The sequence below is a fragment of the Microbacterium testaceum genome, assembly GCF_003075375.1.
Lineage (GTDB): Bacteria > Actinomycetota > Actinomycetes > Actinomycetales > Microbacteriaceae > Microbacterium > Microbacterium testaceum_E.
Genome location: NZ_QDFT01000009.1, coordinates 13718 through 39080, shown reverse-complemented (window position 1 = coordinate 39080; position 25363 = coordinate 13718). Strand labels below are relative to the sequence as shown.

The following is a 25363-nucleotide window of genomic DNA, read 5'->3' as shown; positions in this document are numbered from 1 at the left end:
CCCCGCACCCCCGCGCCCCCCCCCGCACCCCCGCGCCCCGCGCACCCCCGCGCCCCCGCACTCCGCGCGCGCCGCGGGCGCACGCGAAAGCGGCGCCGCCCGCGAGGGGCGACGCCGCTGAGAAGACCGTACGTCAGGCCTGGCCGAGGGCGGCCGAAACGACGGCCCGCGCCTCTTCCTGCACCTCGCGCAGGTGGTCCTCGCCGCGCAGCGACTCCGCGTACAGCTTGTAGACGTCCTCGGTGCCCGAGGGTCGGGCGGCGAACCACGCCGACTCGGTCTGCACCTTGAGGCCGCCGATCGCGGCGCCGTTGCCCGGCGCGTGCGACAGCTTGGCCGTGATGGGCTCACCCGCCAGCTCGGTGGCCGAGACGGCATCCGGAGACAGCTTGGACAGGGCCGACTTCTGCGCGGGCGAGGCCGGGGCGTCGACCCGCTGGTACGCCGACGCGCCGAACTCCGCCTCGAGCTCGGCGTAGCGCTGCGAGGGCGTCTTGCCGGTGACGGCGAGGATCTCGGCGGCGAGCAGGCAGAGCAGGATGCCGTCCTTGTCGGTGGTCCAGACGGTGCCGTCCTTGCGCAGGAACGACGCTCCGGCGGACTCCTCGCCGCCGAAGGCGACGGATCCGTCGAGCAGGCCGGGGACGAACCACTTGAAGCCGACCGGCACCTCGAGGAGCGTCTTGCCGAGCGAGGCGGCGACGCGGTCGATGATCATCGACGACACGAGGGTCTTGCCCACGGCGGCATCCGTCGGCCATCCGTCGCGGTGCGAGAAGAGGTAGTCGATCGCGACGGCCAGGTAGTGGTTGGGGTTCATCAGACCCGCGTCGGGCGTGACGATGCCGTGGCGGTCCGCGTCGGCGTCGTTGCCCGTGAGGATGTCGTACTCGTCGCGCGCGGCGACGAGCGAGGCCATGGCCGAGGGGGACGAGGGATCCATGCGGATCTTCTCGTCCCAGTCGAGCGTCATGAACTTCCACGTCGGGTCGACCTCGGGGTTCACGACCGTGAGGTCGAGGCCGTAGACCTCGGCGATGAGCGCCCAATACTCGACCGATGCGCCACCCAGCGGGTCGGCGCCGATGCGCACGCCGGCGTTCTTGATCGCGTCCACGTCGATGATGGATGCCAGATCCCGCACGTACGCGTCGCGGAAGTCGTACTGGCCCAGGCTCTCGAGGTCGATGTCGGCGTGCGGGGTGCGCTGCACGCCCTCGAGCCCGGCGGCGATCAGCGCATTGGCGCGGTCGGCGATCCAGCCGGTCGCGTCGGTGTCGGCGGGGCCGCCGTGCGGGGGGTTGTACTTGAATCCGCCGTCGCGGGGCGGGTTGTGCGAGGGGGTCACGACGATGCCGTCCGAGCGGCCCGCGTCGTCGGCGGCACGGTCGCGGTTGTAGGTGAGGATCGCGTGGCTGAGCGCGGGGGTCGGCACCCACGAGTCGCGGGCGTCCACGCGCACGTCGACGCCGTTGGCGACGAGAACCTCGATCGCGCTGCGCTCAGCCGGCAGCGACAGACCGTGGGTGTCGCGGCCGAGGAAGAGGGGGCCGGTGATGCCCTGCGCGGCGCGGTAGTCCACGATCGCCTGGGTGGTCGCGAGGATGTGGTCCTCGTTGAAGCTGGTGCTCAGCGACGATCCACGGTGGCCGCTGGTGCCGAAGGCGACGCGCTGCTCGGGCACCGTGGCATCCGGTTTGCGGTCGTAGTAAGCGGCGATCAGTTCGTCGATGTCGATGAGATCGGATGCCTCGGCGGGCTGTCCTGCGCGACTGCTCATGCGCCCAGTCTGCCCGCTGTCCCCGACATGCGCACACGCCGTGACGCATTCTGGGCGAATCCGTCGTCGCGGACGGCTCCGCTGGGCCCGTGAGTAGGCCCCCGGGCGGGGAAGCGCTCAGCGCGGGCGGCCGCGTCCCGCGGCGATCAGGGCCTCGAGCGCGACCCGCAGCGCGGGCGAATCGGCCTGCGAGCGCCGGTGCACGGCGACGACGTCGCGGGTGGAGGCCGGTGCCGCGGTGGGGATCGCGACCAGGTCGTCGCCGAGGGCGGCGCGTCCGAGCCGCGGCACGAGCGCCACGACGGCCCCGGTGCGCGCGAGCTCGAGGTGGTTCTCGAACTCCATGGATTCGTAGACCACGCGGGGTGCATTGCGGATGCCGTCGAACAGTCGTCGCAGCCACTGCCGGCAGATGGTGGTCTCGAAGGTCGCGACCCAGGCCTCGTCGGCGAGGTCGGCGGGGTGCACGACCTCGCGGTCGGCGAGGCGGTGGTTCCGGTGGACGATGACGTCGGCGACGTCGGTGAACAGGGGCGTGACGACGAGGTTCTCGGGGATCGCGAGGGCCACTCCGCCCCACTGGTGTGCGATCCCGAGATCGCGCTGGCCGGAGGCCACGAGCGCGACCGTCTCCCACGGCTCGCTCTCGCGTACGAGGAGGCGCAGGTCGGGATGCGCGGCGGCGAGGTCGACCAGCAGGGGCGCCAGCATCCCCCGTACCACCGTCGAGAAGGCTGCGACCCGCAGGTCGCCGGCGACCGCACCGCGGGGCGAGCCGTCGGCCTGCAGGTCGGCGCGCAGCTTCTCGAGCTCGGCGAGGATCGGCGTCGAGCCCACGACGAGGTGCGTCCCGGCGTCGGTGAGGGCGACGCCACGGCCGACGCGCTCGAGGAGGGTCACGCCGGTCTCGCGTTCGAGGCGCTTGATCTGCTGCGACACGGCGGAGGGGGTGAAGCCCAGGGCCGAGGCGGCCGCCGACACGCTCCCCTCGCGGGCGACCGTGCGCAGCGATCGGACGGCATCCAGATCGATCATGCAGCGATGCTACCGTTTTTCGTGAAGAAACGGTCGCTGGTGCTTCACAACGGATGCCGCTGGACTGGGTCCGTGAGCAGACGCGACATGATGCTGGCCGCCGGGGTGGCCGCCGCCTGGGGCTTCAACTTCCTCGTCATCGAGTGGGGGATGGCCGGCATCCCGCCGCTGCTGTTCGTCGCGATCCGCTTCGCCGTCGTCGCGGTCTTCGTCGTGATCGTGCCGCGGCCCGTGGCGTCCTGGCGCACCGTCGTGGGAGTGGGGCTCTTCATGAGCCTGGGGCAGTTCGGACTGCTCTACACCGCGCTGGCGCTGGGGCTGCAGCCGGGGTTGGCGGCACTGCTGCTGCAGGCGCAGGCGGTGTTCACGGTCGTCATCGCCGCGGGCGTGCTGCGCGAGCGGCCCACCGCGGGGCAGAGCGTGGGCGTCGCGATCGGAGTGGCCGGCCTCGCGGTGGTCGCCGCCGGTCGCGGGGGGAACGCCCCCGCGCTGGCGGTGGTGCTCGCGCTCGCCGCGGCGCTGTCGTGGGCGGTGGGCAACGTCGTGTCCCGGCGGGCCGGCGTCGTCGCGGGCCCGGGGCCGCTGGGTGCGCTCTCGCTCACGGTCTGGTCGGCGCTCGTCGTCCCCGTCCCGGCGCTCGCCCTCGCGTTCGCCGTCGACGGTCCCGCCGCGATCGGCGCGGGGCTCGCCGCGTTCGGCTGGTCGGCCGTGCTGTCGACGGTGTACACGGCCGGACTGTGCACCCTCGCGGGGTACGCGATCTTCAACGGCCTGCTCGCCCGCAATCCCTCGGCGGCCGTAGTCCCGTGGGTGCTGCTCGCGCCCGTGGTGGCGATGATCGCCGCGGTTCTGCTGCTCGGCCAGATCCCGGCGCCGGCCGAGATCCTCGGGGGACTCCTGCTGGTGGGCGGCGTGCTGGTGACGACGATGGCGCCGCGCGCGCGGCGTCGTCCCGCGGTCGCGGAGGCCGAAGCGCACACCCCGGTCTAGGCTGGTCGCCGTGCTGCCCGACACAGAGACCGTGCCCGCCCGTCGTACCTACAGCTACCTGGGCCCGGCCGGGACGTTCACCGAGGCGGCCCTCGCGCAGGTGCCCGAGGCGCGCGACCAGATCTGGCGCCCGGTGCGCAATGTCGGCGAAGCGCTGGCCGACGTCGTCGAGGGACGATCGGATGCCGCGATGATCGCGATCGAGAACTCCGTCGACGGCGGGGTCTCGACGGCGCAGGATGCCCTGGCGACCGTGCCGGGACTGCGCATCGTGGGCGAATACCTCGTCCCCGTGAACTTCGTGCTCGTCGGGCGGCCCGGAGCCACCCTCGACGACGTCTCGCTCGTCGCCGCGCACCCGGTCGCCTACGGACAGTGCCTGGGCTGGCTGAGCAAGAACCTGCCCGCCCACGCGCACCTGCCGGCCGAGAGCAACGTCGCGAGCGCGCTCGGAGTGCTGGACGGCACGAGCGCCGCCGACGCGGCGGTCGCCGCCCCCGGGATCGTCGCGCACCACGACCTGAGCGTGCTGGCCGAGAACATCGGCGACAACCCCAACGCCGTGACGCGCTTCGTGCTGGTCAGCCGCACGGTCGCGCCGGCGCCCCCGACCGGAGCAGACAAGACCTCGCTCATCGTCGAGCTGCCCGAGGACCACCCGGGCGCCCTGCTGGAGCTGCTCGAGCAGTTCGCCACCCGGGGCATCAACCTGAGCCTGTTGGCATCCCGCCCCATCGGCGACGCCCTCGGGCGCTACCGCTTCGTGATCGACGCCGACGGACACGTGCACGACGAGCGCATGGCCGACGCGCTCCTGGGCCTTCGGCGCTTCAGCCCGAAGGTCATCTTCCTCGGCTCCTACGCGCGCGCGGACCGCGCGATCGTCCGGTACCCGCAGCGCTACAGCGACGACGTGTTCGTCGAGGCACGCGACTGGCTGCGGGGTCTGCTGAGCGGCGAGCCCGAGGCCTGACCCTCGGACGCCGCGGCGACCGTGGGCGGGCACCCGCACCCGCCCACCCCTCTCAGGCCGCGACGGCCGCCTGCTCTGCGATCAGCTCGAGCGTCTGAATGCGTCCGTCCGCTCCCTCGCCGTCGTAGGCGCCCGCCACCGGCGACACCATGATCTCGTCGACGCCGTGCTGCGCGGCGAAAGCGGCGAGCTGACCCTGCACGTCCGGGCCCGTCCCGACGAACCACTTCTGCCGCGTGGACGCCATGATCGACTCGGCCATCGCGTCGAACGGGTCGGCCTGGGCCTGCTCGATCGTCTCGAGCGGCACGAGGGGACGGTTGGTGCGAAGGCGCGCCATCATGCGCAGCTGCGGAAGGGCTCGCTCCTCGGCCTCTTCGGCGGTGGGGGCGGCGACGACGTTGGCGGTCACGAAGGTGCGGGGACCCTCGCCGCTCTCGTTGGCGACGAACTGGTCGCGGTAGAGGTGCAGCGCGCGGTCGAGGCCTTCACCGGCGAAGTGGTTGGCGAAGACGTAGGGCAGACCGAAGCTCGCGGCGAGCTGCGCGGAGTAGTCGCTCGACCCGAGCAGCCACACCTGCGGCATCCCGGATGCCGACGGCGTCGCCTTCACCTGGTACTCGGTGCCCGAGGTGAAACGGACGGTCGCGCCCTCGGGCGAGGTCAGCGCCATGATGTCGGTGACGTGGTCGGGGAACCGCGAGACGTCGCTGGTCGTGCCGGAGCGATTGAGCAGTTGCGTGATGACCGGGTCGCTGCCGGGGGCGCGGCCGATGCCCAGGTCGATGCGACCGGGGGCCAGGGCCTCGAGGGCGGCGAACTGCTCGGCGACGATCAACGGCGAGTGGTTGGGCAGCATGACCCCGCCCGACCCCACGCGGATGCGGCTCGTGCGCGCCGCGGCGGCGGCGATGAGGACCGGGGGAGTGGTGGACGCCACCGAGGGCATGTTGTGGTGCTCGGCGAACCAGTAGCGGCGGTAACCGAGGCGGTCGGCGCGCTCGACCAGGTCGAGGGCCGCGCTCACCGCCTGGGCGCTGGTCTGCCCGTGTCGCACGGGCACGAGGTCGAGAACGGAGAGGGAGGGGATCGCGTCGTTCACCAGGTCTGCAACCGCCGCGGCCCCGCGCGTATTCCTTCGGGCGGGGAGCGCAACCCCCGTGACCGGGAGGCGGCGGGGTTCTTATCGTGCCGCGCATGAACGGATTGGGGACCGAAGCACGCACGATGATGGCCGTGGACGATGCGACGTTCGCCCTCGCGCCCGGGCAGGACGTCGCCGACCTCGAGCGCCGCATCGAGACGGCGGTCCACGACGGTGGGCGGTTCGAGCGATTCACGGTGACCGGCGGTCGCGAGGTGCGGGTCCTCTTCAGTGCGCACACGCGCGTCGTGCTGTGGGGCGAGGATGCGACGACCGACCAGGGTCCGGACGTCGAACCCGACTCCGCGGCCGGCGTCTGGTACGACGGCTGAGGGCGCGGCATCCATCCCCAGGTTCCTCTCAGGAAAACCGCGTGACGAATCGGTGCCGGCCCGCGTCTCATCTATGACATCGCGGGACACACGGTCCCGGTACGACGGAAGGAAGCGCACATGGCTGAGAACACCATCACCACCGGCACCCCCACCACGAAGGACGGCGGCTCGACCGTCATCGTCGACGCCGTCGTCGCCAAGGTCGCCGGCATCGCCGCGGCCGAGGTTCCCGGCGTGCACGCCCTCGGCGGCGGCGCGGCCCGCGTCATCGGCAACATCCGCCAGGCCGTGGGCTCGAAGGACTACGCCCAGGGCGTGAGCGTCGAGGTCGGCGAGACCGAGGTCGCCGCCGACATCGCCATCCAGGTCGACTACCCCGAGCAGCTCCAGCGCGTGGCCGGCAACGTCCGCAAGGCCGTTCACGAGGCGATCACCGACCTCGTGGGCATGAAGGTCGCCGAGATCAACGTGACCGTGGTCGACGTCTTCATCCCGGGCGACGACGACGAGGACACCGCCGACGAGGCGCGCGTCAACTGACATCCGTCGACAGGGGCGTCACCGCGAGGTGGCGCCCCTTTCGCGTGCCCGCGAGCTCAGCCCCCGTGACGGACGTGCGAGTACGCGTCGAGGGCGCGCTTGCGCGTCTCTCCCAGATCGACCATCGGCTCCGGCGGGTTGTCACCGAGGTGCTCCGGTGCCCACTCCCTCACGTACGCGTCGCGCGGATCGAACTTCTTGCGCTGCGTCTCAGGGTTGAACACGCGGAAGTAGGGTGCGGCATCCGCTCCCGATCCGGCGACCCACTGCCAGTTGAACGGATTGCTCGCCGCGTCCGCGTCGACCAGGCAGTCCCAGAACCACTGCTCGCCGTGGCGCCAGTCGATCAGCAGGTTCTTGATGAGGAAGGATGCCGTGACCATGCGCACCCGGTTGTGCATGACGCCGGTCTTCCAGAGCTGACGCATCCCGGCATCCACGACGGCGACGCCGGTCTCGCCCCGCTGCCATTTCTCGAGGTGGGAGCGGTTCAGCGTCGGCCAGGGGAAGGCGTCGTACTCGCGACGCCAGTTCTTCGTCGCGATGTCCGGGGCGTGGAACGTCACGTGCCAGGCGAACTCGCGCCAGACGATCTCGGACAGGAATCCCGCCGCGCTCTTCGCGTGCGTCCCCGAACCCTTGTGCTCCAGCGTCTCGTGCCACACCTGGTACGGACTCAGCTCGCCCCAGCGCAGGCGGGGCGACAGGTTCGACGTCGCACCACCGGCGAACTCGTCGCGGGAGGTCGAGTAGTCACCGAGGTCGTCGTCGAGGAACTCCCTCATGCGCGCCTTCGCGGCGGGCTCTCCGGGCTCCCACGTCTCGCGCAGGCCGCCGGCCCAGTCGGGTTCCGTGGGCAGCAGGCCCCACGACGACAGGTCGTCGGAGTCGATGGATGCCGACAGCCCCGGCACCTTGCGCGCCTCGGGCAGCGGCGGTCGCGGCGCGGGCAGCTTCTGCACGGCGCGCGAGAACGGGCTGTAGACGCCGTAGGGCTTGTCGCTCTGCGTGCGAACGGTCCAGGGCTCGTACAGCAGGTTCGCCGCGAACGAGGCCACGGTCAGCCCGTCGGCGCGCAGCTTCTCTTTGATCGTGGCGTCGATCTCGCGCTCGACCCCGCCGTACCGGCGGTTCCAGAAGACCGCGCCCGCGCCGATCTCATCGGCGACGGCGGGGACGACCTCGGACGCCTTCCCGCGTCGCAGGACGAGCGACGAACCGCGCTCGGCGAGGCGCTCGCCGAGCGAGCCGAGTGAGCCGTCGAGCCACCACCGGGCGGCTCCGCCGATCTGACGGACGCCGTCGGACTCCTCGTCGAGCACGTAGAGCGCGACGATGGGTTCGTCGCGGTCGAGCGCGGCGCGCAGGGCCGGATGGTCGGTCAGGCGGAGGTCGTCACGGAACCACACGATCGAGGGCGAAGCCATTCCCCGACGCTATCCACCGCGGCATCCCGTCCTCCGGGCTTGACACCCGCCCCGGCCGGCGCCGCCGCGCCCGGCGCCGCCGCGCCCGCGCATCCGAGGCCAGACCGCACCCCTATTGCGAAACCGTGCCCGTTCGTCGACCAGTGCCTACGGTCTGGACGAGGGCGCACGGTCTCGCGGCGCCGTCCGACGTCCGCCGTCCGCCGTCCGGCCCCCGACGCCGAACGTCAGATGGACGAGGTGTCGTGACCTTTCGGCAGCGCCACGATCAGACCGCCCGCGATGATGCTGGTGTAGATGCGGGTCGCCTCTCCGAACTCGTCGCCGTCGAGCTCGATCGGCTGCGCCGGCGAGGTGGCGAGCTCGATGCCCGTGCCCCGCAGGTACCGCACCGACGAGTCCTTGCGGCGCTCGAGCACGCGACGACCGGCGCGGAACTTGCGCAGCACCGAGTTGTCCCACACGATGCTCCGCCACACGCCGAGCCAGCCCAGCACTCCGGTCGGCTGCAGGACGGCCACGTCGAGGCGACCGTCGGCGATCGAGGCGTCGGGGATCAGGGCGACACCGCCCTGCAGGGCACCGCAGTTCGCGAAGAGCACGCTCTGCACCTTCGCGGAGTGCAGGCGGTGACCGTTCAACTGGTACATCACGCGGAACGGCTTCGCGTTGACGAGGGAGCGGGCGGCGCCGTCGACGTACGCGACCCAGCCGACCTGCTTCTTGAGGTCGTCGCGGGTGTTCTGGATCATTGCCGCGTCCAGCCCCATGCCGGCCATGACCGAGAAGCCGTGCTCCTCGATCTCGCCGTCGGCGCGGCGGATGCGGGCGAGTCCCGTGTCGATCGAGTGGACGTCGCCCTCGAAGGTCGCGCGGATCATCGTGTCGGTGTCGTCGAGGGGCAGGTAGAGGTTGCGCGCGAGCAGGTTGCCCGTGCCGCTGGGCAGGATCGTGAGCGGAACACCCGTGGAGGTCAGGGCCTCGGCGACCGCGCGGACGGTGCCGTCGCCGCCGGCCACGAGCACGGCATCCACTTTCTCGTCCAGCGCGGCGCGGGTGGCGTCGTCGCCCAGATCGTCGACGGTCGTCTCGTAGAAGAGGGGCTCGGCCCAGCCGGCGTCCTTCGACAGCTCGGCGACGCGGCCGCGCAGCTCCTCGGGTTCGACCTTGGTGGGGTTGTAGACGAGGGCCGCGCGCTTGTTCTGCGCGGGTTCGGCGTCCATCGGCTTCTCGCCGCCCTCGGCGTCGACGCGCTGCGCCTTGCCGGGGAGCTCCTCGGACGAATCCGGGTCGACGTCCTCGGGCTGATGGATGACGTCGTCGGGCTCAGCGGCGTCCTTGGGGTGGGGGACGTCCTTACGCGGGCGGTCGCCCGCATCGTCGCCGAGGCGCGCGGCGTGGAAGTCGTCGTGCGATCCGTCAGCCGCGGCGGCGTCCGCCTTCACCTCAGCGGGGGCATCGGCGGGGACGGTTTCGGGGGACTCCGCGTCGTCACGCGGCTCGTCAGGGGCGGCCATGGCATCCACCATAGGACCGCGTCCCGCGCGCCGACCGGTCTGCGACGAGGGGTTGACGGCGAGCATCGCAGCTGCCGGGGTCCGGATGTTCGGGATGCCGGCATCCACCTTCTCGGTCGGCTCGACGGCGCGCGCGTCGAGGCCGCGCCGATCCACGGCCCCGCGGCACGGACCGGGCCACGGCGGCGGACACGCGCCGACCCGACCATAGGATGGACGCGTGATCGACCTGACTCTGCTGCGTGAAGATCCCGAGCTCGTGAAGCGCTCCCAGATCGCCCGCGGGGAGTCGCCGGATTCGGTGGACGAGGCCCTCGCCGCCGACCGCGACCGCCGCGCCGCCATCACCGCCTTCGAAGAGCTCCGCGCGTCGCAGAACGCGCACGGCAAGCGCGTCGCCCAGGCGCCCAAGGACGAGAAGGCCGCGCTGGTCGCCGAGGCCAAGCAGCTCAGCGAGCAGGTCAAGGCCGCCCAGCACGCGGTGGCCGAGGCCGAGGCCGCCGCCGACGCGGCGCTGTCGAAGATCGAGAACATCGTGCTCGAGGGCGTTCCGGCCGGCGGCGAGGCGGACTTCGTCACGCTCCGCACGCACGGCGAGATCCCGACCTACGACTTCACCCCGCGCGACCACCTCGAGATCGGCGAGCTGCTCGGCGCGATCGACATGGAACGCGGCACGAAGGTGTCGGGCAGCCGCTTCTACTTCCTCACCGGGATCGGCGCGCGGCTCGAGCTCGCGCTCATGACCCTCGCCCTCGACCGGGCCCTGCAGGCCGGGTTCACCCCGATGATCCCGCCGACGCTCGTGCGCCCCGAGGTCATGCGGGGCACCGGATTCCTCGGCCAGCACGCCGACGAGGTCTACCACCTCGACAAAGAGGACCTGTACCTCGTGGGCACCAGCGAGGTCCCCCTCGCCGGCTACCACATGGACGAGATCCTCGACCTGGAGCGCGGCGCGAAGCGCTACGCCGGGTGGTCGACCTGCTACCGCAGCGAGGCCGGCTCGTACGGCAAGGACACCCGCGGCATCATCCGCGTGCACCAGTTCAACAAGCTCGAGATGTTCGTCTACACCGATCCCGCGGATGCCGAGGCCGAGCACGATCGTCTCGTCGCCATGCAAGAGGGCATGCTGCAGGACCTCGGCCTGGCGTACCGGGTCATCGACGTCGCCGCCGGCGACCTCGGTTCGAGCGCGGCGCGCAAGTTCGACATCGAGGCGTGGGTCCCCACGCAGGACTCCTACCGCGAGTTGACCAGCACCTCGAACTGCACGACCTACCAGGCGCGCCGTCTCGAGACGCGGTTCCGCCCGGCGGACGGCGGCAAGACGCAGCCGGTCGCGACGCTGAACGGCACCCTCGCCACGACGCGCTGGATCGTGGCCTTGCTCGAGACGCACCAGCGCGCCGACGGGTCGGTGACGGTGCCCGAGGTGCTGCGTCCGTACCTCGGCGGGCTCGAGGTCATGGAGCCCATCGCGTGACCCGCGAGGCCGCCCTTCCCGAAACCGGTGACGTCGAGAGCGCGCCGAAGCAGGAGGCGGCCGACGTCGTCGCCTCGCTGGCCGACGACGCCCCCGTGGGGCGCATGCTCATCGCGCTCGACATCGACGGCACGGTGCTGCTCGAGGACGACACCCTGAGCCCCGGCGTCGTCGAGGCGGTGGCCGGCGCGCAGGCGGCGGGTCACGAGGTGATGCTCGCCACCGGCCGCAGCTGGGACAGCACCCACCCGATCATGGACCGGCTCGGCATCCGTCCCGAATACGCGGTGTGCTCGAACGGGGCCATCGTGATGCGGCGTCGGGGCGACGACGGCGAATACGTGCGCGCCCACGTCGAGACGTTCGACCCGACCGAGGTGCTGACGCTGCTCGGCGAGCACCTGCCGGATGCGCACTTCCTGGTCGAGCTGCCCGACGGCAAGAGGCTGTTCACCGACTACCTCGACGACTGGAACCTCGAGCAGGCCGACCGGGTCACGTTCGCCGAGCTGTCGGCGCAGCCCGTCTGCCGCGTCGTCGTGGTCGCGCCCGAGCAGACCGACAGGGACTTCCTCGAGCTCGTCGAGCGCATCGGTCTGACGCAGGTCTCGTACGCGATCGGCTGGACGGCGTGGCTCGACATCGCGCCGAAGGGCGTCGACAAGTCCACCGCGCTCGAGCTCGTGCGCGGCTGGCTGGGCATCTCGCCCGACCGGGTGCTGGTCATGGGTGACGGTCGCAACGACATCGAGATGATGCAGTGGGCCGTCCGCAACGGCGGTCGCGCGATCGCGATGCACCAGGGTCCGCCCGAGGTGCACGCGGCAGCGGGCGAGGTGGGTCTCTCGGTCACCGAGGGCGGCGTCGCCGCGGTGCTCCGCGCCCTCTGATCAGACGGTCCAGGCTCCGCGCATCGCCCGACGCAGCGTCCGTCGGTCCGCCCGATCCAGGGCGCCCCGCGCCCTCTGCTCCGCGGCCCGTGCGGCGTCCGCGAACACCTCGCGCTGGTGGGGAGCGGATGCCGCGAGCGACGCGAGGCACTTCTGCAGGCGCACCTGCACCTCGACGTCCGCCGCTCCGTCGCGCGCGAGGGGGCGGAACGCGTCGTCGACCAGGTCGACCAGCCGCGGGGCCGGCACGTACACCCTCTCGTGGGCGACGTCGGCATCGGGGCGCAGGGCGAGCGCGCGCGAGAAGACGCGCTGCAGAGCGGCGATCACCTCGATCGCGGTGCCGGGGTCGTTCGTCGCCGCCGACAGCGCCCGGCTGCCGATCTCGGTCAGGGCGATGACGCCGAAGCGCGGGTCCTGCTCGTAGGTGCGGTGGTGCTCGATGCGGAACGCCCGCCGCACCGCCGCCCGCACGTCGTCGTCGCCCGAGCCGTCGATGAACGCCAGGGGGACGCGTGCGTCGGCAATACGCCCGGGGGTGGCCCGCACGTGCACCTCGACGTCGTGCTGCCGGGCGAGGCGGTCGAGTCCGGCGACGTCGACGTGCGTGACGTAGCCGACCTCGTCGGCGTGTACGGCGACCGCGCCGCGGGGAACTTCGACGGCGGCGTGCGCCTGCAGGGTCGGGTGCGTCGCGTGCGTCTCGAGCGAGACGGTGGCGGCTTTCTCGACCCGGTCGATGACGTCGGCCATGCGTCCGAAGGTCGACAGGTGCGAGATCCAGCGCAGCAGGGTGACGACGACGATCGCGATGATGACGAGCGTCGCGACGAACAGGATCGTGCGCCCCTGGCTCTCGTAGTACCCAGTCGACAGGGCGACGATGCCGACGAGCGAGAAGGCGAACGCGCCGACGAAGGTCGACACGGCGTTCTGCGACGTCGGGTCGGCGATCAGCAGGGGCGTGGACCGCGGGGTGGCGGTCGTCGTCGCCGACGAGAAGGCCGTGACCATCGCCGTCACCGAGAACGTGCTGACGGTGAGCATGGCGGTGGCGATGATCTGCAGCAGCTCGTCGACGGCGCCGTCGGCCAGACCGAACCGGAACGAGAACGGCAGCAGCGGGCCGACGAACCGCGCCGCGAGGGCGACCACGATGGCGATCAGGGTGAACAGCGCGGCGCGCACCCACACCTGACTGCCCAGACGGAGGAAGAGGGATGCCAAGGGGCTGCGCGCGATCGTGGCCATGTCTCGACGCTATCCGCCGGCGACGATCTCGCCCGGGGCCTGGACGAGGGCGCCCGACACCCTGGGTAGACTCGGGGCGTCCGGGAGGGTTGTCCGAGCGGCCGATGGACCTGGTCTTGAAAACCAGTGGGCAGCAATGTCCCGTGGGTTCGAATCCCACACCCTCCGCCGATGGGCGTCAGCCGAACCCCGCCCGAACGAGAGTTCGGGCGGGGTTTTCGTCTGTGGACGGACTGCGCGCCGCCTCGATACGTCGTCGGCGTCGGCGAGTGACGGCAGCGTCGATCACTCGTGGGCGGGCTTCCGAGAGAGCCGGAGCAGGCGGGCGACTCCATCGGCTTCTCTCGCTGATGCGCCAGAGTGCCGCGAACGGGTGACGCTAGAATTATGTACATGACGACGCTTTCTCTCGCGGACGCTCGCGCCAACCTGTCCAAGCTCATCGACTCCGCCGTGACGACGCACGAGCGATTCGATGTCACCCGCAACGGCGACCGAGTGGCCGTGCTGCTGAGCGCCGATGACTACGACTCTCTCCTCGAGACCGTGGACGTGCTGAGCAGACCCGACGAGGTCGAAGCGCTCCGTGAAGGGCTTGCCGACCTCGAGTCGTCGCAGGTCTCGAGCGTCGACGACGTCCGCGCCGCGATGATCGCTCGTGGGCGCCTGTCCTCGTGACGGACGGTTACGAGGTCGTCTTCACGAGGGCGGCTCGACGCGCCCTCGAGTCCGAGCTTCCCGAGAAAGTGGCTGCGGCCGCCTTCGAGTTCATCGTGGGCGCGCTCGCGCAGAGCCCGTACCGGGTGGGTAAACCCCTCCGGGAACCCCTGGCGCCGCTGTTCTCGGCGCGGCGGGGAGAGTACCGAGTTCTGTACCGGATCGTCGAACGCAGACTCGTGATCGAGATCGTGTCCATCAGCCATCGGCGTGACGCCTACCGTCGCTGAATCGCTACCGAAGCGATCGTCCACACGGGGGTCACGCCGGGTGAAACGCCCGATCTTCACAGCATTCACAGCACGGGATCCCTAGTATGGCTCCGACCTCGGGCCTCGCCGCACGGGTCGACGCGTCGCCGGGCCGGCGGCATCCGTCACGGAAGGACCCGAGTGAGAAAGAACATCACCCCGCGCCGTCAACGCACGGTCGCACGTCACGGGCGGTTGACTTCGCCCGGGCCCGTCGCTCAACTGATGCGCGGCGTCGCGATCCTCCTGGCGGTCGTGCTGGTCTCGGGCGGGACCGTCCTGGCCTACGCCGCCGCCGACCTGACGCGCAGCTTCACCGCCGACGCCGTCGAGCTCAAGGGTCAGCCCGCCGTCCCGCCCGACCTGGGCGAGCTCAAGGGCGGGGTGAACATGCTGCTCGTGGGTACCGATGAGTGCGAACCCGACTTCGCCCAGTACTTCGGCGACCGGTGCTCGGGTCCCGACTCCGAGGGCAACCTCAACGACGTCAACATGCTCGTGCACATCTCCGACGCTCCGCGTCGGGTCACGGTCATCTCGTTCCCGCGCGACCTGATGGCTCCGATCCCCTCGTGCACGGATGCCGACGGCGTCGAGCACTCCGCGATGCGCAAGCAGCAGATCAACAGCGCCTTCATGTACGGCGGGCTCTCGTGCGTCGTCCAGACGGTGTCCGAGCTGAGCGGTCTCGAGATCCCGTTCGCCGCCAAGGTGAGCTTCGGCGGCGTCATCAACATCACCGACGCGATCGGCGGCGTCGACGTGTGCATCGCGAACGGCATCAAAGACCCCTACACCGGCATCGACTGGCCGGCCGGGACCCGCCAGGTGAAGGGACTCGACGCCCTGCAGTTCCTCCGCACCCGTCACGGCGTCGGCGACGGCGGCGACCTCGGCCGCATCTCCAACCAGCAGCAGTACATGTCGCGCCTGGCGAACAAGCTCAAGAGCCAAGAGGTGCTGTCGAACCCCGCAACGCTCTACAAGCTCGCGTCGACCGCTCTGCGCAACGTCGACCCGTCGACGTCGCTGACCAACCCGCTGACGCTCGTGCAGATCGCCTCCGCGGTCAAGGACGTCCCCTTCAGCGAGATCGTCTTCATCCAGTACCCGACCTACACCGACCCCGACAACCCCAACCGCGTCGTCCCCGACACCGAGGACGCCGACACGCTGTGGGCCGCGCTCGCCGCCAACCAGCCGCTCGAACTGTCGGGCAAGCTCAGTGACGGCGACGGCGTGGTCGTCGACGAGAGCGCCACTCCGGCGCCGTCCGAATCGCCCGCGCCGGTCGAGACGGCCGCCCCGTCGCCGACCGAGTCCGCGCAGGCCACCCCGGCCCCCACCTCGGGCGCCGTGGTCCTGCCCGACGGCATCGCCGGTCAGACCGCCGCCCAGGCCACCTGCTCGAACGGCAACGTCCGCTGACACGATCCGCCCGGCGTCCGATCTCGGTTTCGGATGCCGGGCGGCATCCGGTTAGTATGGACCGGTGTGCTCGCGCGAACAGCGTGATCACCTGGAGACGTCGCATAGTCAGGCCTAGTGCACCACCCTGCTAAGGTGGAGTCCCCGTAAGGGGACCGAGGGTTCAAATCCCTCCGTCTCCGCCGAAAAAGCCCCGGTTCGCCGGGGCTTTTCGCGTCCCGCACGGCGCCTCACCCGCCCTCCGCCGCTCCGCTCACTGGCGCCGGGTCTCCCTCTCCGGGCTTCGTCGAGACAGCATCTCCGCGATGACCCGGTGACATCCTGCAACCGAGGTGTCAGCAGGATGCCGTCTCGCGCGGGACGGGTCGGGCTAGTGCTTGTGCAGGACGGCCCACGCGATGAGGCTGTCCAGGCGCCGGATGTCCGCACCCTTGGTGACCTTGATCTTGATGTGTCCCACCTTGGTCCACAGCTCGATCTCGGCATCCCGATCGAGCAGGCCACCGGCGTTCTCAGAAGACCACATCTCGATCGCCGAGTACGGCAGGGAGTAGATCTCGACCTTCCGCCCCGTCAGCCCCTGGGCATCCCGGACGATCAGGCGCTTGGTCGTGAACGTCGCAGAGTCGCGAAACGTCTGGAACGACGCGACGGCCTGCTCGCCCTCGACCAGGAGCGTGCGCACGTCATCCGGTGTCGCGATCTCGCGCTGCAACGTCCACGACAGAATCTGGCTGGTCTCGACCATGAGAGTCCTCACTGTTCCGCGTGCCCCCACGACACGTCAGCCACACCTTACTGAACGGTCGCGCGCTCGGAGGTCGTGGTCGTGGCATCCCCTCCGAAGAGGTCGTCGAGCTGCCCGGCGAGGACGTTGCCGTCGAGAACGCCCATCACGATCCTCCGAACCTCTCGGTGCGCACGCGCGCCGGATTGTGGCCGTCCGCCAGCAACCACTGCGAGACGGCCTCGACGAACGGGGTGGGGCCGCAGACGTAGACGCGCGGAGCACGCTCGGGCGGAAGGGTGAGAGCGCGCAGGCGCTCCGGAGTCAGTCGCCCCACGGGGGCGGGGGAGTCGCGCGGCGCCGCTCGGGTGTAGACGACGTCGAGATCGATCGAGGTCGCGAGCGCGGGCAGCTCCTCGGCGAAGAACACGTCGTCCGGGGACCGCACCGAGTACAGCAGGCGGAACTCCGTCGCGTCCGCCGCCTCGACGTGCGCGGATGCCATCGCGAACAGCGGGACCACCCCGGAGCCGCCCGCGATCAACTGGACGGGCGAGGGATCGTCCGACGGCGTCCACACGAAGAACGCCCCCAGCGGACCGTGCACCTCGAGGCGGTCTCCGCCGCGCAGCTCGTGGACGAGGAAGGGCGACACCTCGCCGTCGGGCACCTCGTCCACCGCGAGCACGATCCGCGTGCCCTCGCCCGACGAGGCGACCGAGTACGACCGGCTCGCCTGATAGCCGTCCGGCGCGGTCAGTCGCACGTCCAGGTGCGCCCCCGCGTCGTTGCCGGGCCAGGTGGGCACGTCCAACTCGATCCGGCGGGCGGTGGTCGTCTCGGGTCGCGTTCCGACGACGGTCGCTGCGTGCCAGGATGCCGTCCGGCGGCTCACCCGTATCGTTCCTCGCGCCACGGGTCGCCGTGCAGGTGGTAGCCGTTCTGCTCCCAGAAGCCGGGCTTGTCGGCGGGCATGGTGACCAGGCCCTGCACCCACTTCGCGCTCTTCCAGAAGTACAGGTGCGGCACGAGCAGTCGGGCGGGTCCACCGTGCTCGGGGGTGAGCGGAGCGCCGTCGGCCTCGAAGGCGATCCAGCTCCTGCCACCGAGCAGGTCGTCCAGAGCGAGGTTCGTGGTGTACCCGCCGAAGGAGTGCACCATCGCGTACCGGTGGTCGGTCTCGACCTCGGCGAACAGCCGGTCCAGCGACACCCCGCGCCACGGCATGTCGAACCGGGTCCAGTGGGTGACGCAGTGGATGTCGACGGTGATGTCGTCCACGCCCAGGGCCTCGAGGTCGGCGCGGCTCCACTGGTGCACGCCGTTCTCGGTGCCGATGACGAATTCCCAGCTGTCCGCGGCGACGGCCGGAGTCGGGCCCGCCGAGAGCACCGGCCAGTCACTCACCGACGTCTGGCCGGGCGGCAGCCTCGGGTCGCGCTCGCGGCGGCGGCCCGAGAACCCGCGGGTGATGAACGACATGGCATCCCCTTCACTCGATCACAGCGCTGGCTTCACCCTAGCGACGGTCGGTCCCGCCTCGACAGGGAGGGATGCCGCGACCCGCGCGCGATGCCCTCTCGGCGTCGACGTGCGCCCGATAGTCTCGAGTGCGCGGCCCGCACGTGACCGCACCCTCGTCCCCGGGAGAAGAACGCATGTCGGTCGGTCTGCTCGCCGTCGTCGATGACATCCTCAGCGCCGCCATGCGCGCCAGCGCCAAGACGGCCGGCGTCGTGATCGACGACGCGGCCGTGACGCCCCAGTACGTGCAGGGGCTGACGCCCGCGCGCGAGCTCCCCGTGGTGTGGAAGATCGCGCTCGGCAGCATCATCAACAAGTACGTGATCATCATCCCGATCGCGCTGCTGCTGACCGCCTTCGCCCCGTGGGTCCTGCCGTTCCTGCTCATCATCGGCGGTGGGTTCCTGTGCTTCGAGGGCGCCGAGAAGGTGCTCGAGTGGTTCGGCGTGCATCACGAGGCGCACGACGAGGACGCCCCGCGCGACGAGAAGAAGCTGGTCTTCGGTGCGGTGCGCACAGACCTCATCCTCAGCACCGAGATCATGCTGATCGCTCTGACGAGCCTGGATCCCGGCTTCGGGATCTGGATGACGCTGGGCGCGCTGCTCGTCATCGGTCTGGCCATGACGGTCGTCGTCTACGGCGCCGTCGCCCTGCTGGTCAAGATCGACGACATCGGTCTGCGCTTCATGAAGAGCGAGTCGCGCGGCGTGCGCCGGTTCGGGGCCCGGGTCGTGGCATCCATGCCAACCGTGTTCCGCATCATCAGCATCGTCGGTACCGTCGCGATGCTGTGGGTGGGGGGTCACCTCGTGCTGCAGAACCTCGCCGAGACGTTCTGGCACGGTCCCTACGACGTGGTCCACCTGGTCACGCACGCGATCGAGGCGGCGGGTCCCGTCGTCGTGTGGATCGTCGAGACGGCGATGTCGGCGGTCTTCGGCCTCGTGCTCGGACTGATCATCGTCGCGGTCGTCACGGGGATCCAGCGCCTGGTGCGGCGAGGAGCCCCCGCCGCCCACTGATCGCGAGCGGGCGCCGCGGCCCGTCAGTCGAGGCGCGAGTGCTCGCCCAGGCGGTGCCAGGAGCGGTTGTGGTAGACCAGGGCGGACCCCGGCTCGCCGGGTTCGAGGTCGCGCTCGACGTCGACCTGAAGCGCCTGCGCGGCGATGACGGTGGAGCCGCCGGCATCCATCCGGCTGACGATCTTGCAACGCAGCCAGGCTCGCACACCGTGATAGACCGGCTCGCCGGTCGCCAGGCGCGACCACGTCGAGGTGTCGGCGAAGCGGTCCAGGCCGCTGGTGGCACCCGCGCGTGCGAGACCGATGTCTTCGGCGTCGAGCAGGTGCACCACGATGGTGTCGGCCGCGATGATCGTGGGCGTCGCCGACGACAGGGCCGAGACCGAGAAGATCAGCAGCGGCGGGTCGGCACTGACCGACGAGACCGACGAGGCCGTGAGGGCGACGGGGCCGTGCTCGCCGTAGGCGGTGATCACGGCGATGCCGCCCGGGTGGCCCCGGAAAGCGCGCTTGAAGTCGTCCGCCGAGACCGAGGTGCCGATGGCGGGCGTGCTCTCGGGGGTGTTGTGGGGGAGCGAGGTCATGCCTTCGACGCTAGCCGCTCGTCACGGTCGCGGCGCCGACGAGGAAACATCGCGACATGCGGGCCGGTCGCGAGGGACCGGACCCGCATGTCGCGAGCTGTAACATACCGTCGGCGATCATCGCCCAAATGATCTGCACGTGGCGGTCGGCGTTGACGTCGGACATCTCGTCGTCGTAGTTGAGTCCGTAGGGCCAGATGTGCGAGCCGCCGCAGTTGAGCACGGCCCCGGCGCCGTCGAATTCGGCGAGCTTGGCCTTCGCGTTCGGTCCCGTCCACTGTCCGTTCTGGCACATCGCGTACCAGGCGTCGGCGGTGCCGTTGCCGACGGTGTGCGAGATCTCGTGCAGCGCGGTGCGCTCCTGCATGAAGCCGCGGTTCTCGCCGAAGCGGATGGTGCCGTCGATGCTCGCCTCGGCGGTGGGTACGCCCGGCACGTAGTAGACGTTCAGGTGCCGGTCGAAGTCGCTGAATTCGTTGTATCGCGCGACGGCGGCGTCCATCGCGGCGCGGATCCGCGCGTAGGCGTCGGCCTGGTCGGCGGTGGGGGATGCCTCTTCGTACAGCGTGTACGTGAGGCGCCCGGCTGCTTCGGCGGGGGCGGCGTTCACCACCACCGGGGTCAGCGCCGCGGCCAGAGCGAAGGCTCCGGCCAGGACGAGGCGGCGGAGCGAGCGGGTGCGGGATCGGGGGATGTCCGTCATCGGTTTCTCCTTCGGGAAGAGCGACGGCGTCGTCGCTGCTCGGAAACGTAGGGCGGCTCTTGCCAAAACGGCAGGGCAGGGCCATATTTCTCATACAGTTCTCATTTTTGTGAGGCTTCACATCACCCTCCTCGCGCCTCGTCGTGACCATTCCGTTGCCAAGTCCTCCTTGACAGGACTCGCCGTGTGAGCGCTAACATTCATCAACGGCTCACCCGAGAGCTGCATCACATGACCCGGCACAGTGGCCGGCGAAACGAGGAGGTTTCACCATGAAGGCGAAGAAGATCATCGCGGGAGTCGCGCTCCTGGGCGCTCTGGCCCTGACTGCGACCGGTTGCGCGGGCGGCGGCGGTGCCGCGGCGGGTGGCAACGGCGGTGGCGACGGCGTCATCACGGTCGGTTTCGCTCAGACCGGCTCCGAGAGCGGCTGGCGCAGCGCCAACACCGAGTCCATGAAAGAGGCGTTCAGCGAGGCCAACGGCTTCAACCTCGTCTTCAACGCGGCCGACAACAAGCCCGAGGCGCAGATCGCCGCGGTGCGCAGCTTCATCAACCAGGGTGTGGACGCCATCGTGCTCGCCCCCATCGTCACCGACGGTTGGGACGACGTGCTGCAGGAGGCGAAGGACGCCAACATGCCGGTCATCCTCGAAGACCGCACGGTCTCGGCCTCGAAGGACCTCTACGCCAGCTGGATCGGCCTGGACTTCAAGAAGGAGGGCGAGACCGCGGGCAAGTGGGTCGCCGACAACTTCGGCTCCGCGCCCACCAACCTGGTCGTCCTCGAGGGCACGACCGGTTCGTCGGCCGCGACCGACCGCGCGTCGGGCTTCGACTCCGCGATCGCCGGCACCGACATCAAGGTGCTCGACTCGCAGACCGGTAACTTCACCCGCGCCGACGGCAAGACCGTCATGGAGGGCTTCCTGCAGAAGTACGGCTCGCAGATCAACGTGCTCTTCGCGCACAACGACGACATGGGCCTCGGTGCCCTCGAGGCCATCAAGGCCGCGGGTCTCAAGCCCGGCACCGACATCAAGATCGTCACGATCGACGCGGTCAAGGACGGCATGACCGCCCTGGCGAACGGCGAGTTCAACTACATCGTCGAGTGCAACCCGCTGCTGGGTGAGAAGACGGCTGAGGTCGTCAAGAAGGTCGTCGCCGGCGAGTCCGTCGACAAGAGCTACATCGTCGAGGACCAGGCCTTCGACCAGGAGCAGGCCAAGAAGGTCCTGGACAGCCGCCCCTACTGATCCAGACCCCCCCCGCTGACGGCGTTCCCCGACGCCCGACGCAACCTCCCCCGGTGTGCGGGGCCGGACTCCCCGACCGGCCCCGCACACCCCATGACTCTTCAGAAAGCGGTCGGACATGACTTCCGAACGTGCTGCCGTCGTCGCCATGCGCGGCATCAGCATCCAGTTCCCCGGTGTGAAGGCGCTCGACGGCGTCGACTTCACGCTCTACGCCGGCGAGGTCCACTCCCTCATGGGAGAGAACGGCGCCGGAAAGTCCACCCTCATCAAGGCCCTGACGGGTGTCTACGGCATCGACGAGGGGACGATCCGCGTCGACGGGCAGGAGCGGCAGTTCCGCTCCACCGCCGACGCTCAGGCCGCGGGAATCGCGACGGTCTACCAAGAGGTCAACCTCTGTCAGAACCTCACGGTCGGCGAGAACGTCATGCTCGGCAACGAGATCCGCCGCGCTGGCATGCTGGACTGGAAGGCCACGCACGCCGCCGCCGCGAAGTACCTCGCCGAATTGGGCGTCCATATCGACACGCGTTCGATCCTCGCCAGCCATTCGATCGCCGTCCAGCAGCTCGTCGCCATCAGCCGCGCCATGGTCGTCGACACCAAGGTCCTGGTGCTGGACGAGCCCACCTCGAGCCTCGACCGCGGTGAGGTCGAGCAGTTGTTCGGCGTCATCCGCGATCTGCGCGATCGCGGTGTCGCGATCCTCTTCGTCTCGCACTTCCTCGACCAGATCTACGAGATCTCGGACCGACTCACCGTGCTGCGCAACGGCACCCTCGTGGGGGAGTACCCCGTCGAGGAGCTCGGCCGCGAACAGCTCGTCGCCAAGATGATCGGGCGTGAGCTGGGCGAACTGGATGCCATCTCGGCCAGCGCCGAGCGAGCCATCGACCGCTCCGGCACCCCCGTGCTGCACGCGGTCTCGCTCGCCCGCAAGAACGCCCTCGAACCGGTCGACCTCGACGTCTATCCCGGCGAGGTGGTCGGGCTCGCGGGTCTGCTCGGCTCGGGCCGCACCGAACTCGCTCGTCTCATCGCCGGCGCGGACCGCGCCGATGACGGTCGCCTCGAGGTCAGCGGTACCGGCGCACGCCTGGGCTCTCCGCGTCACGCCCTCGACCGCGGCGTCGCGTTCTCGTCCGAGGACCGTCGCGCCGAGGGCATCGTCGGCGACCTGACCGTCGCCGAGAACATCATCCTCGGCGTGCAGGCTCGTCGCGGCGCCCTGCGCCGCATCAGCGCGGCCGAGAAGGCGGCGATCGTCGACGAGTACATCACCGCGCTGGGCGTACGCCCGGCCAATCCGAACGCGCTCATCCGCAACCTCTCCGGTGGCAACCAGCAGAAGGTCCTGCTCGCGCGGTGGCTCGCCACCGCCCCGGAGCTGCTGATCCTCGACGAGCCGACCCGCGGCATCGACGTCGGCGCCAAGGCCGACATCCAGCGCAAGGTGGCCGAGCTCGCCGAGAAGGGACTGGCGGTCATCTTCATCTCCTCGGAGCTCGAAGAGGTGCTGCGTCTCGCTCAGCGTGTCGCCGTTCTGCGCGACCGTCGTAAGATCGGCGAGCTGGCCACCCGTGACGTCGACCTCGACGGGCTGGTCGCCTACATCGCCGAAGGCCAGTCCGAGGCGGTCACCGCCGCAGGACCGCACCCCACGCCCGAGACACTGTCGTCCGATCGGGAGAAGATCGCATGAAGAAATTCCTCAGCCACCGCCTCGTCTGGCCGATCGCGGCCCTCGTGGCGCTGATCGCCGTCAACACGATCTCGCGCCCGTCGTTCCTCAGCATCACGATGCAGAACGGACAGTTCTACGGGTCGCTGATCGACATCCTCCGCAACAGCGCTCCGCTGATGCTGGTCGCCCTCGGTATGACCCTGGTCATCGCGACGCGCGGCATCGACCTGTCGGTCGGCGCCATCATGGCGGTGTCCGGTGCGGTCGCCCTCACCGTCATCGAGGCCTCGCCGGATCCCGGCAACCTCGGCGTGGTCTTCACCGCCATCGCCGCGGCCGTCGGGGTGGCTCTGCTGCTCGGCGTCTGGAACGGCTTCCTCGTGTCGGTGCTCGGCATCCAGCCGATCATCGCCACACTCGTGCTGATGCTCGCCGGCCGCGGCGTCGCCCTGCTGATCACGGGCGGCTTCATCACGACCATCAACAGCGACCCGTACAAGTTCATCGCCGGTGGCTACGTCTTCGGTCTGCCGTTCGCCTTCTTCGTCGCGATCGCCGCCGTGATCATCGTCGGTGTACTCGAGCGTCGCACGGCCCTCGGCATGCTCACCGAGGCCGTCGGCATCAACCCCGAGGCGAGCCGACTGGCCGGTGTCCGCTCCCGCGGCATCATCTGGGGCGCGTACATCGCGAGCGGAATCCTCGCCGGTATCGCCGGCATCCTCTACAGCTCGAACATCATGGCTGCCGACGCGAACGCCGCCGGTCTCTACATCGAACTGGATGCCATCCTCGCGGTCGTCCTCGGGGGTACCTCGCTGGCGGGCGGCAAGTTCAGCCTGGCGGGCACCGTCGTGGGCGTGTTCACGATCCAGACGCTCAAGAGCACCATCACCTTCCTGGGTGTCCCGCCCGCCGTCAGCCCGGTGTTCATGGCCGCGGCCGTGCTCATCGTCGTGCTCCTGCAGTCGCCCCGCTTCCGCGCCTTCTTCCAGACGGCCGGTCGCAACGCGCTGCGTCCCCTCACCCGACGTCCCGACGCAAAGGTGCTGTCCTGATGGTCACTCTCACTGAAGACCGACGCGTCGCGTCGTCCCCCGCGGGCTCGTACCGCCGTTTCCTCAGCCGCCACATCTCGTGGGTCCCGGTGTTCGCCGCCGTCGTCATCCTCGTGCTGATGATCGCGGGCTCGATGTGGTACTTCCCCAACTTCCAGCTGAACCGCATCCTGTCGTCCATCCTGCTCGACAACGCGTACCTGCTCGTCCTGGCCGTGGGCATGACCTTCGTCATCCTCACCGGGGGCATCGACCTGTCGGTGGGGGCGGTCATGGCCTTCACCGGCATCCTCTGCGCCAAGATGCTGGGCGACGGCGTGCCGGTCGCGGTCGCGATCCCCGCGATGGTGCTCATCGGCGCCGCGATCGGCCTGCTCATCGGCGTGCTCGTGCAGTTCTTCGACGTGCAACCGTTCATCGCGTCCCTCGTGGGCATGTTCCTGGCCCGCGGCCTCGCCTTCGTGGTCAGCCTCGAGTCCATCAAGGTCGAGAACGACGGCCTGCTGTGGCTGCAGTCGACGCGCTTCTCGTTCGCAGGGTGGTACATCACCCCGACCGGCATCATCGCCCTGCTGACGGTCGCGCTCGCCGCGTTCGTGCTGCGCTACACGCGCTTCGGCCGCACCGTCTACGCTGTCGGCGGCAACGAGCAGTCGGCTCGTCTGATGGGTCTTCCGGTGGTGCGAGCGAAGCTGGCGGTGTACGTCATCAGCGGTATCTGCGCCGGTCTCGCGGGGATCGTCCTGACGGCGTACTCCGGCGCCGGTTACCCGCTGAACGGCGTGGGCACCGAGCTCGACACCATCGCCGCGGTCGTCATCGGCGGCACGCTGCTGACGGGCGGCAGCGGGTTCGTGGTGGGCTCCATGATCGGTGTCTTCGTCTACGGCCTCATCCGCACGATCATCTCGTTCTCGGGTGCCGAGCAGTCGTGGACCCGCATCACGGTCGGTGCGCTGCTGCTGCTCTTCGTGGTCGTCCAGCGGGTGATCGTCTCGCGCTCCGCCCTCAGTCGCTGACCCGCTCGCG

The 25363-nt window shown here is 70.1% G+C and carries 25 protein-coding genes and 2 tRNA genes; 16 read left to right on the top strand and 11 right to left on the bottom strand.

What is annotated here, in order from left to right:
* Positions 1-133: 133 nt before the first annotated feature.
* Both pgm and DC432_RS05490 read right to left on the bottom strand, forming a co-directional pair.
* Complete coding sequence (pgm, locus tag DC432_RS05495) at positions 134-1780, bottom strand: phosphoglucomutase (alpha-D-glucose-1,6-bisphosphate-dependent) (protein ID WP_108319786.1); 1647 nt, start codon at positions 1778-1780, stop codon at positions 134-136.
* 117 nt (positions 1781-1897) lie between these two features.
* Positions 1898-2815 (bottom strand): LysR family transcriptional regulator, encoded by a 918-nt coding sequence (locus tag DC432_RS05490; RefSeq protein WP_116537014.1) that lies wholly within the window; start codon positions 2813-2815, stop codon positions 1898-1900.
* A gap of 72 nt (positions 2816-2887) precedes the next feature.
* Between DC432_RS05490 and DC432_RS05485 the strand changes: the two genes are divergently transcribed.
* Both DC432_RS05485 and pheA read left to right on the top strand, forming a co-directional pair.
* Entirely contained in the window at positions 2888-3805 is a 918-nt protein-coding gene (locus DC432_RS05485; RefSeq protein WP_116537013.1) for an EamA family transporter, read from the top strand.
* Positions 3806-3815: 10 nt separating this feature from the next.
* Positions 3816-4778, top strand: a complete 963-nt coding sequence (gene pheA / locus DC432_RS05480) for a prephenate dehydratase (RefSeq protein ID WP_108319780.1) — start codon at positions 3816-3818, stop codon at positions 4776-4778.
* 52 nt (positions 4779-4830) lie between these two features.
* Here pheA and DC432_RS05475 read toward each other — a convergent pair whose 3' ends face one another.
* Positions 4831-5880 (bottom strand): LLM class flavin-dependent oxidoreductase, encoded by a 1050-nt coding sequence (locus tag DC432_RS05475; protein ID WP_116537012.1) that lies wholly within the window; start codon positions 5878-5880, stop codon positions 4831-4833.
* A gap of 95 nt (positions 5881-5975) precedes the next feature.
* On the opposite strand from DC432_RS05475, the gene DC432_RS05470 reads away from it, so the two are divergent.
* Together DC432_RS05470 and DC432_RS05465 are read left to right on the top strand one after the other, a co-directional pair.
* Complete coding sequence (locus tag DC432_RS05470; RefSeq protein WP_133177888.1) at positions 5976-6254, top strand: hypothetical protein; 279 nt, start codon at positions 5976-5978, stop codon at positions 6252-6254.
* Positions 6255-6374: 120 nt separating this feature from the next.
* On the top strand, positions 6375-6797 hold the full coding sequence (locus DC432_RS05465; RefSeq protein ID WP_116537010.1) for an Asp23/Gls24 family envelope stress response protein: 423 nt from the start codon (positions 6375-6377) through the stop codon (positions 6795-6797).
* 56 nt (positions 6798-6853) lie between these two features.
* Here DC432_RS05465 and DC432_RS05460 read toward each other — a convergent pair whose 3' ends face one another.
* Both DC432_RS05460 and DC432_RS05455 read right to left on the bottom strand, forming a co-directional pair.
* On the bottom strand, positions 6854-8224 hold the full coding sequence (locus DC432_RS05460; RefSeq protein ID WP_116537009.1) for a cryptochrome/photolyase family protein: 1371 nt from the start codon (positions 8222-8224) through the stop codon (positions 6854-6856).
* A 227-nt stretch (positions 8225-8451) separates the two neighbouring features.
* Positions 8452-9897 carry a diacylglycerol kinase family protein gene (locus tag DC432_RS05455; protein WP_243393043.1) on the bottom strand — a complete coding sequence of 482 codons (1446 nt, stop codon included), beginning with the start codon at positions 9895-9897 and terminating at the stop codon, positions 8452-8454.
* Between the two features lie 64 nt (positions 9898-9961).
* On the opposite strand from DC432_RS05455, the gene serS reads away from it, so the two are divergent.
* Complete coding sequence (gene serS, locus DC432_RS05450) at positions 9962-11230, top strand: serine--tRNA ligase (protein ID WP_116537008.1); 1269 nt, start codon at positions 9962-9964, stop codon at positions 11228-11230.
* Positions 11227-12120 carry an HAD family hydrolase gene (locus tag DC432_RS05445; RefSeq protein WP_116537007.1) on the top strand — a complete coding sequence of 298 codons (894 nt, stop codon included), beginning with the start codon at positions 11227-11229 and terminating at the stop codon, positions 12118-12120. Before serS ends, DC432_RS05445 begins: the two co-directional genes overlap by 4 nt.
* On the opposite strand, the gene DC432_RS05440 is transcribed toward DC432_RS05445, so the two are convergent.
* Positions 12121-13371 (bottom strand): DUF2254 domain-containing protein, encoded by a 1251-nt coding sequence (locus DC432_RS05440; protein ID WP_116537006.1) that lies wholly within the window; start codon positions 13369-13371, stop codon positions 12121-12123. It abuts the gene before it with no gap.
* Positions 13372-13454: 83 nt separating this feature from the next.
* On the opposite strand from DC432_RS05440, the gene DC432_RS05435 reads away from it, so the two are divergent.
* The 5 genes from DC432_RS05435 (at position 13455) to DC432_RS05415 (ending at position 15949) form a co-directional block, all read left to right on the top strand.
* Positions 13455-13539: transfer RNA gene (locus DC432_RS05435), tRNA-Ser, on the top strand.
* Between the two features lie 225 nt (positions 13540-13764).
* Positions 13765-14049: a type II toxin-antitoxin system Phd/YefM family antitoxin gene (locus DC432_RS05430; RefSeq protein WP_207770757.1), complete on the top strand. Its 285-nt coding sequence runs from the start codon at positions 13765-13767 to the stop codon at positions 14047-14049.
* Positions 14046-14318, top strand: coding sequence for a type II toxin-antitoxin system RelE family toxin (locus DC432_RS05425; RefSeq protein ID WP_116537004.1), 273 nt, complete (start codon positions 14046-14048; stop codon positions 14316-14318). The genes DC432_RS05430 and DC432_RS05425 overlap by 4 nt, the downstream gene beginning before the upstream one ends.
* A 246-nt stretch (positions 14319-14564) precedes the next feature.
* The gene (locus DC432_RS05420) at positions 14565-15767 is read left to right on the top strand and encodes an LCP family protein (RefSeq protein WP_243393042.1); all 1203 of its coding nucleotides are present in this window, start codon (positions 14565-14567) and stop codon (positions 15765-15767) included.
* A gap of 93 nt (positions 15768-15860) precedes the next feature.
* A tRNA-Ser gene (locus DC432_RS05415) sits at positions 15861-15949 on the top strand.
* 188 nt (positions 15950-16137) lie between these two features.
* Here DC432_RS05415 and DC432_RS05410 read toward each other — a convergent pair.
* The 3 genes from DC432_RS05410 to DC432_RS05400 all read right to left on the bottom strand — a co-directional run bounded on the left by DC432_RS05410 (position 16138) and on the right by DC432_RS05400 (position 17976).
* Entirely contained in the window at positions 16138-16515 is a 378-nt protein-coding gene (locus DC432_RS05410) for a PH domain-containing protein (RefSeq protein WP_116537002.1), read from the bottom strand.
* A gap of 145 nt (positions 16516-16660) precedes the next feature.
* Complete coding sequence (locus tag DC432_RS05405) at positions 16661-17389, bottom strand: FAD-binding oxidoreductase (RefSeq protein ID WP_116537001.1); 729 nt, start codon at positions 17387-17389, stop codon at positions 16661-16663.
* On the bottom strand, positions 17386-17976 hold the full coding sequence (locus tag DC432_RS05400) for a molybdopterin-dependent oxidoreductase (protein WP_116537000.1): 591 nt from the start codon (positions 17974-17976) through the stop codon (positions 17386-17388). Before DC432_RS05400 ends, DC432_RS05405 begins: the two co-directional genes overlap by 4 nt.
* Positions 17977-18152: 176 nt before the next feature.
* On the opposite strand from DC432_RS05400, the gene DC432_RS05395 reads away from it, so the two are divergent.
* Positions 18153-19043, top strand: a complete 891-nt coding sequence (locus tag DC432_RS05395) for a DUF808 domain-containing protein (protein ID WP_116536999.1) — start codon at positions 18153-18155, stop codon at positions 19041-19043.
* A gap of 23 nt (positions 19044-19066) precedes the next feature.
* Here the strand turns inward: DC432_RS05395 and DC432_RS05390 are convergent, their stop codons facing one another.
* Both DC432_RS05390 and DC432_RS05385 read right to left on the bottom strand, forming a co-directional pair.
* Positions 19067-19627 (bottom strand): flavin reductase family protein, encoded by a 561-nt coding sequence (locus tag DC432_RS05390; protein ID WP_116536998.1) that lies wholly within the window; start codon positions 19625-19627, stop codon positions 19067-19069.
* 10 nt (positions 19628-19637) lie between these two features.
* Complete coding sequence (locus DC432_RS05385; protein ID WP_207770756.1) at positions 19638-20330, bottom strand: hypothetical protein; 693 nt, start codon at positions 20328-20330, stop codon at positions 19638-19640.
* Between the two features lie 272 nt (positions 20331-20602).
* Between DC432_RS05385 and DC432_RS05380 the strand changes: the two genes are divergently transcribed.
* From DC432_RS05380 to DC432_RS05365, 4 genes are all read left to right on the top strand, one after another.
* A complete protein-coding gene (locus tag DC432_RS05380) occupies positions 20603-21589 on the top strand; it encodes an ABC transporter substrate-binding protein (protein WP_116536997.1) in 987 nt (328 codons plus the stop codon).
* A gap of 118 nt (positions 21590-21707) precedes the next feature.
* Complete coding sequence (locus DC432_RS05375) at positions 21708-23294, top strand: sugar ABC transporter ATP-binding protein (RefSeq protein ID WP_243393041.1); 1587 nt, start codon at positions 21708-21710, stop codon at positions 23292-23294.
* Positions 23291-24334 (top strand): ABC transporter permease, encoded by a 1044-nt coding sequence (locus tag DC432_RS05370; RefSeq protein ID WP_116536996.1) that lies wholly within the window; start codon positions 23291-23293, stop codon positions 24332-24334. Before DC432_RS05375 ends, DC432_RS05370 begins: the two co-directional genes overlap by 4 nt.
* Positions 24334-25353: an ABC transporter permease subunit gene (locus DC432_RS05365; protein ID WP_108317924.1), complete on the top strand. Its 1020-nt coding sequence runs from the start codon at positions 24334-24336 to the stop codon at positions 25351-25353. The genes DC432_RS05370 and DC432_RS05365 overlap by 1 nt, the downstream gene beginning before the upstream one ends.
* The last annotated feature ends 10 nt before the right edge of the window (positions 25354-25363 follow it).